7 protein-coding genes and 1 pseudogene are annotated in these 12722 nt (G+C 58.5%); 6 read left to right on the top strand and 2 right to left on the bottom strand.

The window, feature by feature from the left end:
- The first annotated feature begins 9 nt into the window (after positions 1 to 9).
- The 4 genes from odhB to CLU84_RS10430 all read left to right on the top strand — a co-directional run bounded on the left by odhB (position 10) and on the right by CLU84_RS10430 (position 4819).
- Positions 10 to 1239, top strand: coding sequence for a 2-oxoglutarate dehydrogenase complex dihydrolipoyllysine-residue succinyltransferase (odhB, locus tag CLU84_RS10445; RefSeq protein ID WP_099737107.1), 1230 nt, complete (start codon positions 10 to 12; stop codon positions 1237 to 1239).
- A gap of 83 nt (positions 1240 to 1322) precedes the next feature.
- Positions 1323 to 2750 (top strand): dihydrolipoyl dehydrogenase, encoded by a 1428-nt coding sequence (gene lpdA, locus CLU84_RS10440; protein ID WP_099737106.1) that lies wholly within the window; start codon positions 1323 to 1325, stop codon positions 2748 to 2750.
- 151 nt (positions 2751 to 2901) lie between these two features.
- On the top strand, positions 2902 to 3999 hold the full coding sequence (zapE, locus tag CLU84_RS10435; protein WP_099737105.1) for a cell division protein ZapE: 1098 nt from the start codon (positions 2902 to 2904) through the stop codon (positions 3997 to 3999).
- A 73-nt stretch (positions 4000 to 4072) separates the two neighbouring features.
- Positions 4073 to 4819 carry a hypothetical protein gene (locus tag CLU84_RS10430; RefSeq protein WP_099737977.1) on the top strand — a complete coding sequence of 249 codons (747 nt, stop codon included), beginning with the start codon at positions 4073 to 4075 and terminating at the stop codon, positions 4817 to 4819.
- 132 nt (positions 4820 to 4951) lie between these two features.
- Here the strand turns inward: CLU84_RS10430 and CLU84_RS10425 are convergent, their stop codons facing one another.
- On the bottom strand, positions 4952 to 5719 hold the full coding sequence (locus CLU84_RS10425; RefSeq protein WP_099737104.1) for a PP2C family serine/threonine-protein phosphatase: 768 nt from the start codon (positions 5717 to 5719) through the stop codon (positions 4952 to 4954).
- A 134-nt stretch (positions 5720 to 5853) separates the two neighbouring features.
- Between CLU84_RS10425 and CLU84_RS10420 the strand changes: the two genes are divergently transcribed.
- The gene (locus CLU84_RS10420; RefSeq protein WP_099737103.1) at positions 5854 to 7911 is read left to right on the top strand and encodes an ATP-dependent DNA helicase; all 2058 of its coding nucleotides are present in this window, start codon (positions 5854 to 5856) and stop codon (positions 7909 to 7911) included.
- A gap of 102 nt (positions 7912 to 8013) precedes the next feature.
- On the opposite strand, the gene CLU84_RS10415 is transcribed toward CLU84_RS10420, so the two are convergent.
- Positions 8014 to 8805, bottom strand: a complete 792-nt coding sequence (locus CLU84_RS10415; protein WP_099737976.1) for an outer membrane protein assembly factor BamD — start codon at positions 8803 to 8805, stop codon at positions 8014 to 8016.
- Between the two features lie 260 nt (positions 8806 to 9065).
- Here CLU84_RS10415 and dnaE point away from each other — a divergent pair.
- Positions 9066 to 12598, top strand: a pseudogene (dnaE, locus tag CLU84_RS10410) (DNA polymerase III subunit alpha).
- The last annotated feature ends 124 nt before the right edge of the window (positions 12599 to 12722 follow it).

Here is a 12722-nt window from a genome sequence, read left to right as displayed (position 1 = left end):
AGAAATAAAATGGCTATCGTTGAAGTCAAAGTCCCCCAGTTGTCCGAATCCATCGCTGAAGCAACCATGCTGACCTGGAAGAAAAAGGTTGGCGAGGCTGTGGCCGTGGACGAAATCCTCATCGAAATCGAAACCGACAAGGTCGTGCTCGAAGTGCCTGCTCCTTCTGCTGGCGTGATCACCGAAATCCTGCAAGGCGACGGTGCAACCGTGGTAGCTGAGCAGCTGATCGCCAAGATCGACTCCAACGCTGTGGCGGGTGCCGTGGCTGCAGCTCCGGCTGCCTCGGCTCCTGCTGCTGCTCCCGTGGCAGCGCCTGCCAGTGCAGACAAGAGCGGTGTGGCCATGCCTGCCGCCGCCAAGATCCTGGCCGACAACAACCTGTCCGCAGCCAATGTGGCTGGTTCCGGCAAGGACGGCCGCGTGACCAAGGGTGATGCACTGACCGCCATCAAGGCTGGCGCTGCCATCCCAACCGGCGCACCCAAGGCTGCACTGGCTCAGGCGGCTTCGCCTGCCGCTCCCGCAATTCTGGGCGAGCGCCCAGAGCAGCGCGTGCCCATGACACGTCTGCGTGCCCGTATTGCCGAGCGCCTGCTGCAGTCGCAAGCCACCAACGCCATCCTGACCACGTTCAATGAAGTGAACATGGCTCCCGTGATGGACATGCGCAAGAAGTTCCAGGACCAGTTCACCAAGGAACATGGCGTGAAGCTGGGCTTCATGTCCTTCTTTGTCAAGGCTGCTGTACACGCTCTGAAGAAGTTCCCTGCGGTGAACGCTTCGGTGGACGGCAACGACATCATCTATCACGGTTACTTCGATATCGGTATCGCTGTGAGCTCGCCTCGCGGTCTGGTGGTGCCCATCCTGCGCAATGCAGACCAGATGAGCTTCGCTGACATCGAAAAGAAGATCGCCGAGTTCGGTCAAAAGGCCAAGGAAGGCAAGCTGGGCATTGAAGAAATGACCGGCGGTACTTTCTCCATCTCCAATGGCGGTACCTTCGGCTCGATGATGTCTACCCCCATCATCAACCCTCCTCAGTCCGCCATTCTGGGTGTGCACGCCACCAAGGACCGCGCTGTGGTCGAAAACGGTCAGATCGTGATTCGCCCCATGAACTACTTGGCCATGTCTTATGACCACCGCATCATCGACGGCCGCGAAGCTGTTCTGAGCCTGGTGGCCATGAAGGACGCGCTGGAAGACCCATCCCGTCTGCTGTTTGATCTGTAATTCCCCGCAGGTCGAGATTCGATAAGGCCCACCACCAAAAGCGGTGGGCTTTTTTGCAGCTAAACAGAGTAAAGATTTAAATCATGAGCAAGCAATTTGACGTCGTCGTTATCGGCGCAGGCCCTGGCGGCTACATCGCTGCAATCCGTGCAGCACAACTGGGTTTCAACGTCGCCTGTATCGACGAGTGGAAGAATGCTGCGGGCGGCGCTGCTCCCGGCGGTACTTGCACCAACGTGGGTTGTATCCCTTCCAAGGCACTGCTGCAGTCTTCCGAGCATTTCGAACATGCCAAGCTGCACTTTGCTGACCACGGTATCTCCACCGGCAAGGTTGAGATGGATGTGGCCAAGATGATTGGTCGCAAGGAAGCCATTGTTAAGCAGAACAACGACGGCATCTTGTACCTGTTCAAGAAGAACAAGGTCACTTTCTTCCACGGCCGTGGCTCCTTCGTCAAAGCTGCTGAAGGCAGCTATGAAATCAAGGTGGCTGGCAAGGAAGAAGAAATCATCACCGGCAAGCAAATCGTTGTGGCCACAGGCTCCAACGCCCGTGCTCTGCCCGGCGTACCTTTCGATGAAGAGAACATCCTCTCCAACGACGGCGCTTTGAGCCTGGGCAAGGCTCCCAAGAAACTGGGCCTGATTGGCGCTGGCGTGATCGGTTTGGAAATGGGTTCGGTCTGGCGTCGCCTGGGCACGGAAGTGACCGTGCTGGAAGGCATGGACAAGTTCCTGCCCGTGGTGGACGAGCAAATCGCCAAGGAAGCCAAGAAGGCTTTCGACAAGCAAGGTCTGAAGATCGAGCTGGGCGTGAAGATCGGCGAAGTCAAGACCGGCAAGAAGGGCGTGTCCGTTGCCTACACCAACGCCAAGGGCGAAGCCCAGACGCTGGATGTGGACAAGCTGATCATCTCGATTGGTCGTACCGCTAACACCATCGGCCTGAACGCTGAAGCCGTGGGCCTGGCTCTGGATGAGCGCGGTGCCATTGTGGTGGACGATCTGTGCAAGACCAATCTGCCAGGTGTGTGGGCTGTGGGCGACGTGGTGCGTGGACCCATGCTTGCACACAAGGCAGAAGAAGAAGCTGTGGCTGTGGCCGAACGCATCGCTGGTCAGCATGGCCATGTGAACTTCGCCACCATCCCATGGGTAATCTACACCAGCCCTGAAATCGCATGGGTGGGCCGCACCGAGCAGCAACTAAAGGCTGACGGCGTCAAGTACAAGGCGGGCACCTTCCCGTTCCTGGCCAACGGCCGCGCTCGTGCTCTGGGCGACACGACCGGCATGGTCAAGTTCCTGGCCGATGCCGAGACTGATGAAATTCTGGGCGTGCACATGGTTGGTCCCATGGTGTCCGAGCTGATCTCTGAAGCCGTGGTGGCCATGGAGTTCAAGGCATCGAGCGAAGACATCGCCCGTATCTGCCACGCACACCCCTCGCTGTCGGAATCCACCAAGGAAGCCGCTCTGGCCGTGGACAAGCGCACACTGAATTTCTAAAGTTTTATCAGTCTTGCGCGCAGGTTGTTGACATGGCTGTGAAGTACCAGCGCGCAAGCTGAGTTTCTTTTAGAATTTGGACCAAAATGGCTGCTAGCGCTTAATACATAAGCGGTAGCAGCTATTATTTTTTGAGCATCTGGAGACGACGGTGAATGTAAAACAGGCCTATGAGGCAGAACTGGCCGCCAAGGGATTCAAAAGCGATCCTGCACAACTGCATGCTGTTGAGGCGTTGCAGCGCTGCGCTGATGAATGGACGGCCTACAAAGGCAAGCGCTCCAATGCTCTCAAGAAACTGATCAATCACCCGAACCTGCCCAAGGGCGTCTATATGTACGGCGGGGTGGGGCGCGGCAAGAGCTTTCTGATGGAATGCTTTTTCAACGCCGTGCCCATCAAGCGCAAGGTGCGTCTGCACTTTCACGAATTCATGCGTGAGGTGCATCGCGAGATGCATCTCATGCAAGGCACGCAGAACCCGTTGGATGCGCTGGGTGCCAAGATCTCCAAGAAGTACAAGCTGATCTGTTTTGACGAATTTCATGTGGCCGATATCACGGACGCCATGATTCTCTACAAGCTGCTGGAATCGCTGTTTGCCAATGGCGTGGGCTTTGTGACGACCTCCAATTTCGAGCCGGACGGACTCTACCCTGGCGGCCTGCACCGGGACCGCATCCTGCCTGCGATTGCCTTGCTCAAGGAGCGCATGGAAGTGGTGAATGTGGACAACGGCACTGACTATCGTCGCCGCACGCTGGAAGACGCCAAGCTCTACCATTGCCCGCTGGGAGCCGAGGCTGAAGCGGCCATGACGGACACCTTCAATCGTCTGGCCGAAGCCCATGACGAAGAGCCAGTGATGCAGATCGAGACCCGAAAAATTGCGGCCAAGCGCCGTGCAGGTGGCGTGGTCTGGTTTGATTTTCGCGAGCTGTGCGGCGGCCCGCGCTCGCAAAACGATTACCTTGAAATTGCCACGCAGTTCCATACTGTCTTGTTGTCTGATGTGCCTGAACTGCATGTCAACATGGCATCGGCCGCGCGGCGTTTTACGCTGCTGGTGGATGTGCTGTATGACCGCCATGTCAAGCTCATCATGTCGGCGGCGGTGCCGCCCGAGCAAATTTATACTGAGGGTCCGTTGTCCCATGAATTTCCGCGCACCGTTTCGCGTTTGAACGAGATGCGCTCCAAGGAATATCTGGCGCTGGAGCGCCGCGTGGTCGACACCAGCTTGACCTGACAGTCAAGCGCTGCGGCCAGGCGTTTTAAGATGCCTGGATACCTGTCTGTACTAAAGCCTCAAGTTGATGAAGATGCCTACTCCTTTTGCCCAGCTGACCAGCCTCCGCTTTACTGCTCTGGCACTTACCCCCATTGCTGCGGTCTGGGTGCTTTGCGCGCCAGCCAATGCTCAGGTGCCGGGCGAGGGGCAGCAGACGCAAAAAGCTGCGGCGCAGCAGCAGCGCGAGCAGTTGCTGAAAGAGCATGAAGCAGAGCGCGCAGAAATTGTGCGACAGCGAGCGCTGATTGAGCAGCAGCATGTGGCAGAGGACAAGCTGTGCTACCAGAAGTTCTCTGTCGAAGGCTGCCTGGCCGATGCGCGAGAGAAAGCTCGCCTCAGGGATGTCCCGCTGCGCGCACGCGAGCTGGAGCTCAACGATATCGAGCGCAAGGAAAGAGCGACGACCAAGCTCAAGGATATTGAGGATAAAAAAGCCAAAAATGCAGCTGTGCCTATGAAGGCGCAAAAACGCGATGACGCTGGCAAGAACCCGCCATCACCGACGGGCGTGGGCGCCAAGCCGCCTGTGGATGAGCAGGCGGTGCAGGCCCAGCGCCAGAGCGAGGCCCAGCAGCGTGCGAGCAAACAGGCGGACTACCAGCGCCGCCATGATCAAAGCCGTGCGCATGCCGATCAAGGCAGAGAAGAAAGGGAAGCCAAGGCCACAGCGGCCCGTGAGGCCAAGCTCAAAGAAGCGGCTGACCATAAGGCTCGTGCTTTGAAACAGGCTCAGGAGCGAGGCAAAACCTCTGCGCCGCTGCCTGCACCTGCGCCTTGAGCATCTTTAAAGACTCTGGCTAAAGAGACTAAGATTTCGGCCGCAGTCATAGAAGTTGCTATTGAAAGCATTGCTGTAAGCGCTTGTATTTAAAGCACTAACGACTGTTTTTATCTGGTATTGAGGGGCTGATCAGCTGGCGTTTTCTGGTTCAGCCAGCTTCAAGATTGCCAGCGACAGGTTGTCGCCCCCGCCCGCTGCACGCTGGCGGGCTTTTTCAATCAGAAACTCCGAAGCCTCGCGGGGAGAGAGTCCATCAAGCACGGTGGCCAGCTCTTGCGTGGTGAAGTAGTGCCAGACACCATCGGAGCAGGCCATCAGCGTATCGCCTGGCTGCATTGTTTCGAGGAGATGGTGAACCATGGGCGGCGGGCTTTCCGCACCCAGGCAGCCCAGCAAGATATTTGATTGCGGGTGGTTGTTGGCTTCTTCTTCCGTGATGTCGCCGCGGTCCACCAACGCCTGCACATAGGAATGGTCAAGCGAGCGGTGCAGGAGACGATCGCCCCGGAAGTGATAGAGCCGCGAATCGCCAGAATGTATGAAGTGGCAGACACCGTCGGGCAGCACCACAAAGGCGGCGAGGGTGCTGTGAGGCTCTTGCTCTGAAGCGATGGCAGTGAGGCGAATGACGGTGTGTGCATCCTGCACAATGGTGCGCAACATGCGCATGCAGTCTTCCTTGGCTGGTTCAAAACGCTCAAACAACTGGCGCGCCGTGAGCATCACCTGGTCTGATGCCTTGCGCCCGCCGCTGCGCCCACCCATGCCGTCTGCCACGATGCCAAGAATGCAGCCTTTGGCATAGGGGTGGCTCATCAGCAGAACTTGGTCTTGCTGATATTCCCGGTCGCCACGATGTATGCCGGTTGCGGCCTGGATGCGATAGCTGGATGACATGAGTGAATTAGACGGGCTGGAATGGCGTTGCTTTACGTTGAGTTACATTTTATCGGCCGGATGCCTGTTTTAAATGGATATTTGCAATCTTATGTGAGGTTGCACTGACTTTGCTTGTATGAAGGTAAAACGGTTTGACTCAGTTGCTGGATGCGGTCGCACAAGTGTTTTCTGCGGACGGGGCGCTGTCCCTGGCTGAGCCCGCTTTTTTGCCGCGCTCGGGCCAGACCCGCATGGCGTTGGCTGTGGCGCAGGCCATTGAAGAGGGCGATGTACTGGTGGTCGAGGCGGGCACGGGCGTTGGCAAGACCTATGCATATCTGGTCCCCGCACTGCTCAGCGGCCAGCGCGTGCTGGTGTCTACCGCTACCAAGGCCTTGCAGGATCAGTTGTTTGCGCGTGACTTGCCAAGGTTGGTGCATGGCCTTGGCCTGCCGCTGCGCATGGCGCGGCTCAAGGGCCGAGCGTCTTATCTGTGCATTGAACGGCTTGAGCGAGTGCGCCAAGGCCGCACGGCACCGCAAGACCCTCAGGTGCTGCGCACCGTGGCGGATGTGGAGCGCTGGGCCAGAATCACTCGCACGGGTGACCTGGCGGAGATGACGGCGTTGGACGAGCGCTCGCCAGCCGTGCCGCTGGTCACCTCGACCAAAGATAACTGCCTGGGCTCGGACTGCCCGCACTGGCAGGCCTGCCATGTCAATCTGGCGCGCCAGCAGGCGCTGGACGCCGATGTGGTGGTCGTCAATCACCACCTCCTGTTTGCCGATCTGGATGTGCGCGACAGTGGCATGGCGAATCTTCTGCCTAACACCGGCGTGGTCGTGGTCGATGAAGCCCATCAGCTCAACGATATTGGCGTGCAGTTTGCGGGCGATGCATTGTCCAGTCAGCAACTGGTGGGCTATGCACGCGATGCGCTGCGCGTGACGCAGGAGCATGCACGCGGCATGGCGGACTGGCTGGTGCTGTGCGCTACGCTGGAGCAGGCCATGCGCGAGTTGCGGCTGCAGGCCGGAAAGCCCACGGTGGGTGGCCGCCTGCCCTGGCAGGGCATTACACCGCAGGGGCTGGATGGTGCGAAATGGCGTGCGGCGCTGGTACGACTGGGGCAAAGCCTGCGCGCGCTGCTCAAGCCTCTGGCAGTCATGGAGGCCATGGCAGCCGAACTGCAGCGACTTTATGAACGCGGCGTTGAATTGCTGGCTAGGCTTGCCCGGTTTGCAGCGCCTGCCGACGATGACTGCGTGCGCTGGCTGGAAGTGGGTACGCAACACCTGCGCATGCTGGAGTCACCGCTGTCGATTGCCCGCATCATGCAGCAGCGCTTGCTGCAGCGCACGCTGGATAAGGATGTCAATAATGAGAGCGAAGACCGCAATACAAGCGCGCGCAAGACATGGATTTTTACTTCTGCCACCCTGGGTAATGATGCGCGGCTGAGCTGGTTTACGGACTCCTGCGGGCTGCACGGCGCAAAGGTGCTACAGGTTGAAAGCCCGTTTGACTATCACCATCAGGCGGGTGTCTATGTGCCCCAGCCTTTTGCGGCGGCGGGTAGCGCACAGCACAGCCCGCAGGTGGCGCAACTGGTACTGGATGCAGCGCAGCGCATTGGTGGGCGCACGCTGGTGCTGACCACGACTCTCAAGGCCTTGCATGCGATCAGGGAATCGCTGCGCTCTGCCTTGGGCCTGTTTGCTGATCTGGATGTGCTAGTGCAGGGTGAAGCACCCAAATTGGCGCTGATTCAGCGTTTTATGGCTGCAGGTGCCAGCCAGTCTGCCCAGCAGCGGGGTGCAATTCTCGTGGCATCAGCTACGTTCTGGGAAGGCGTGGATCTGCCTGGCGATGTGCTGCAACTAGTGGTGATCGACAAGCTGCCATTCCCTCCGCCCGATGATCCTCTGGTTGAAGCACGTTCGCGGCAGCTGGAGCGCGTGGGGCGGGCAGCTTTTCATGACTACATGATTCCCGAGGCTGCGCTGGCACTCAAGCAGGGGGCGGGACGTTTGATTCGCAGTGAGTCTGATCGCGGCGTGCTGGTGATTTGCGACAGTCGGCTGGTCAGCATGGGCTATGGCGGCCAGCTGATGGCGGCGTTGCCACCCATGCGGGTGCTGGGCAGTCAGTCCGAGTTTGAAGAAGCGCTGGAACAACTGGCCGCAGAACGCAGCCACGGCAAGCGTTGAATCCACATTGAACCCTGCGCATAAACAAAAAAGGATACGCAATGCGTATCCTTTTTTGGGCCAGCCTGGGCGACTAAGTTGGTAGCTATGCAGCGCGAGCGCTTACCAGAGCTTCCACCAGGAGGCCTTTTTTTGCTCAACGGGTGTGGAGGCCGCGTTGCCGTAGCTGCTTTCCAGCACGCGCTTGGCATCGTCGCGCAGTTGGGTCATGCCTAGTGCGTCATAGGAGTTGACGAGGATGACCATGGCTTCGCGCACGGCAGGCACGTTCTGGTAGTCGCGCACGGCGGTCTGCGCACGGGCGATGGCGGCCACATAAGCACCGCGGCCATAGTAGTACTTGGCCACATGGACTTCATACTGGGCCAGCGAGTTCACGATGTACTGCATGCGCTGGCGGGCATCTTCCGAGTACTTGGAGTCGGGAAAGCGTGTGATCAGCTCACGGAAGGCTTCAAACGAATCCTTGGCGGCCTTCTGGTCGCGTTCGGACAGGTCCTGGCGCGTCAGCCAGCCGAACATGCCCAGGTTGTCGTTGAAGTTGACCAGGCCCTTCAGATAGAGGGCATAGTCCATGGCGGGGCTTGCGGGATGCAGCTTGGTAAAGCGGTCCAGTGTGGCCAGAGCCTGCACTTTTTCGCCGCCTTTGTACTGGGCGTAGGCTTTTTCCAGCTGGGCTTGCTGAGCTAAAGGCGTGCCCGCCGCGCGGCCTTCGAGCTTTTCAAACAGGGGCACGGCCTTGTCAAAAGCACCCGAAGAAGACTCTTCACGCGCTTCGGTGTAGATGCGTTCGGGGGTCCACTTGGCCGTCGGGTCGTCCTTGGTGCTGGAGCATCCCGCCAAAGCGGCGGCAATTAACACGGCAGAGACAAGAGTCAGTGAAATACGCGGCATGGTGGACAGTTTTCTGACAATCATTAGCGGTAGTTGGAGGTAGGCCCAGCAGATATTTTTTGGTTGGGCGAAAGCTTTACACCATACACCACCAGACCCTGACCTTCCCGAAAAAGGATCGACGCATTGTAATGGGCAGTCGCGTTGCCGCAGTAAGTTACTGGCCTCTTTACGCTGGACTGGCAGCGCATTGCGCTGCAAACATGCAAACAGAAGCATTGAGCCCGCAGGGATGACGCGCTCTTTCTACAATAGCTACCATGTTTGTCCATCTGCGCCTGCACACCGAATTTTCCGTGGTTGACGGAACCACCCGCATCAACGCCATGATCAAGGCCGCTGCTGAAGATGGGCAGGTGGCAATGGCCATCACCGACTTCAACAACCTGTTTGGCGGCATCAAGTTTTATCGCGAAGGCCGAGCCAAGGGCGTCAAGCCTGTGCTGGGGGCCGAAATTGTGCTGGAAGGGCTGGGCGATTCGCCGGCCTCGCGTGTCATTGTGCTGGTGCAAAGCAAGCAGGGCTATCACAACCTGGCCGAGTTGCTGGCCCGCGGCTGGACGCGTAATGTGGTGCGCGATCAGGCTCAGCACAAATGGGAATGGCTGGAAGAGCTGGGCGAAGGCCTCATTGCACTGGCGGGCGCACAGGCCGGCCCCGTAGGCATTGCCTTGACCCGTGGTGATGAAAAAAGCGCAGGCGAGATTGCGCAGCGCTTGGCTACCATCTTCCCCCATCGCTTTTACATGGAAATTCAGCGTGCGGGTCGTGCGGATGACGAGTCGCATTTGATGGCGGCCGTCAAGCTGGCCAGTCGTTTGAATTTGCCTGTGGTTGCTACCCACCCGATTCAGTTTTCCAAGCCCGACGATTATGAGTCGCACGAGGCCAGGGTGTGTATTTCCGAAGGCGAAATTCTGGGCAACGCCAAGCGTGTGCGCAAGTTCACGCGCCAGCAGTATTTCAAGACCGCTGCGGAAATGGAGCAGCTGTTTGCCGATATCCCCAGCGCGATTGAAAACACGCTGGAAATTGCCCGCCGCTGCAGCCTGACGCTGGAGCTGGGCAACCCGCAGTTGCCCAACTTCCCCGTGCCAGAAGGCATGACCATGGACGAGTTCTTTCGCCATGAGTCTTATCAGGGGCTGGAGGAGCGCCTGGCGCATCTCTATCGCGATCCTGCCAAGCGCGATGCGGAGCGCCCGCGCTACGTAGAGCGGCTGGAGTTTGAACTGGGCACCATCATGAAGATGGGCTTCCCCGGCTACTTCCTGATCGTGTCGGACTTTATCAAGTGGGCCAAGGCTAACGGCTGCCCGGTGGGGCCGGGTCGTGGATCGGGTGCCGGCTCGCTGGTGGCTTATGTGCTCAAGGTGACCGACCTTGATCCGCTGGAATACAACCTGCTGTTTGAGCGCTTTCTGAACCCAGAGCGCGTCTCCATGCCAGACTTTGACATCGACTTTTGCCAGGGCAATCGTGACCGGGTCATCGACTATGTGAAGGACAAGTACGGCCGCAATGCGGTCAGCCAGATTGCCACTTTCGGCACCATGGCTGCGCGTGCGGCGATTCGCGACGTGGGCCGTGTCATGGACATGAGCTACATGTTCGTCGACGGCATCTCCAAGCTCATTCCCAACAAGCCCGGCTTACACGTCACTCTCAAGTACCCGCCCAACCCAAAAAAGGAAGGCGACAAGTACACCTATGCCATTGAGGCCGAGCCGATTCTGGCCGAGCGCATTGAGAGGGAGGAAGACGTCAAGACCGTCATCGAGATGGCGCAAAAGCTAGAAGGCATGTGCCGCAACATCGGCATGCACGCCGGTGGTGTGGTGATTGCGCCTGGCCGTCTGGCTGACTTCTGCCCCCTGTATCAGCAGCCCGGCAGCACTTCTGCCGTGGCCATGTATGACAAGGATGACGTCGAACTGGTCGGCTTGGTCAAGTTCGACTTTTTGGGCCTGGCCACGCTGACCATTCTGGAAATTGCGCGCGAATTCATCATGAAGCGCCACAAGGGTCAGGAGAATTTCCAGTTCGAGAACATTCCGCTGGATGACTACCCGACCTACAAACTGTTCTCGGACGGCAAGACCGAAGCCGTGTTCCAGTTTGAATCGCGCGGCATGCAGCAGATGTTGAAGGAAGCCAAGCCTTCGCGTCTGGAAGACCTGATTGCGCTGAACGCCCTTTACCGTCCCGGCCCCATGGACCTGATTCCCAGCTTTATTGCCCGCAAGCACGGTCAGGAAGTGGTGGAGTACCCGCACCCCATGGTCGAAAAGGTGCTGGCCGAGACCTACGGCATCATGGTCTACCAGGAGCAGGTGATGCAGACCGCTCAGGTGCTGGGTGGTTACAGCCTGGGCGGCGCTGACTTGCTGCGCCGTGCCATGGGCAAGAAAAAAGTCGAGGAAATGGCCAAGCACCGTACCTTGTTCCGCGAAGGCGCGGCCAAGAACGGTCTGAACGAGGCCAAGGCCGACGAAGTTTTTGACTTGATGGAAAAGTTTGCGGGCTATGGCTTCAACAAGTCGCACGCCGCTGCTTACTCCCTGCTGGCCTATCACACCGGCTGGCTCAAGGTGCATTACACGGCTGAGTTCTACTGCGGCAATATGACCGTGGAAATGGACAACACCGACAAGCTCAAGGTGCTGTATGAAGACGCGCTGCGCATGGGCATGACCTTCGAGATGCCCGATGTGAACCGCGGCGTGCACCGCTTTGAGCCGGTGACCGACAAAGTCATACGTTATGGGTTGGGGGCCATTAAGGGTACTGGGCAAGCTGCTATCGAAGCGATAGTCGCTGCGCGCAACGGCGTGGGCACAGGGCCGAACGGCCATGAAAAAGGTCCGTTCAAGAGCCTGTTCGACTTCTGTCTGCGTGTGGACCGCAGCCGTCTGAACAAGCGCACGGTAGAGGCGCTGATTAAGGGGGTGCCTTTGATTCGATTGACCTCAATCGCGCATCGCTAATCGCTACGCTCGATGTTGCAATGGGCTTTGCTGCCAAATCGATTGCCAATGCCGATCAAGGCGGTCTGTTTGACATGATGGGCGACGACGCCGTGGGCTCCAGTACTGCTGAGCCGCCTATGGCCGATGTGTTGCCCTGGGGTGTGAAGGAGAAGCTGACGCTGGAGAAAACCGCCATCGGCTTTTACCTGACGGGCCACCTGTTTGACGAGGTTGAGGCCGAGGTGCGCCGTTTTGTGCGCACTCCCATTGCCGAGATGCGCGACAGCCGCGAGGCGCAGACCATGGCCGGCATCATCAGCGGGCTGCGCACTATCAACGGTCAGCGTGGCAAGCTCAGCATTTTCACCATCGACGACAAATCGATGGCGATTGAGGCCTCCGTGGATGAAAAAACCATGGCCGCCTGCGTCGATGTGCTCAAGGAAGACGAATTTGTCGTCGTCACGGGCCGCCTGCAGCCGGATCGCTTCAGCGGTGGTTTGCGTATGAAGGTGCAGCAAATGTGGGCGCTGTCCGATGCCCGCTGCCGCTACGCCCGCTATCTGCAGGTCAGCGTGGGTGAAAACATGCCTGATGTGCCGGGCCTGCTGCGCCAGTTTCCGGCCAAGGTAGAAGAGACCGAGAGCGGCAATGTTACCCATGGCGTGAAGGTGCGACTCGATCTGGTCTGCAAAGACGATCGCGGCGCAGCCAGCTGCGAGCTGGAGCTGGGCGAGGGCAGCCGCTTCTATCCCTCAGATGCCGCGCTGGCCGCCTGGTACGGCTCGGTGGGTGCAGGCCAGGTGAAGGTGATTTATAAGTAAAAAATCTATAGCCATCGTTTGAATGCGCATCAACCGGTGGCTTGATTTTTTGATAGCGTTCAGCGCTTGCTGGGCATGGGATTTCAATGGATTTCCCTTGGTTTGCCTATATTTGCGTTTGACC

It is taken from the genome of Comamonas sp. 26 (genome assembly GCF_002754475.1).
In the GTDB taxonomy this organism is placed as follows: Bacteria; Pseudomonadota; Gammaproteobacteria; order Burkholderiales; family Burkholderiaceae_C; genus Comamonas.
This window is presented reverse-complemented; position numbering and strand designations above follow the sequence as displayed.

Coding starts and splice junctions, on each gene's coding strand:
- odhB (WP_099737107.1), top strand. CDS start 10: ATGGCTATCGTTGAAGTCAAAGTCCCCCAGTTGTCCGAATCCATCGCT.
- lpdA (WP_099737106.1), top strand. CDS start 1,323: ATGAGCAAGCAATTTGACGTCGTCGTTATCGGCGCAGGCCCTGGCGGC.
- CLU84_RS10430 (WP_099737977.1), top strand. CDS start 4,073: ATGCCTACTCCTTTTGCCCAGCTGACCAGCCTCCGCTTTACTGCTCTG.
- CLU84_RS10425 (WP_099737104.1), bottom strand. CDS start 5,719: ATGTCATCCAGCTATCGCATCCAGGCCGCAACCGGCATACATCGTGGC.
- CLU84_RS10415 (WP_099737976.1), bottom strand. CDS start 8,805: ATGCCGCGTATTTCACTGACTCTTGTCTCTGCCGTGTTAATTGCCGCC.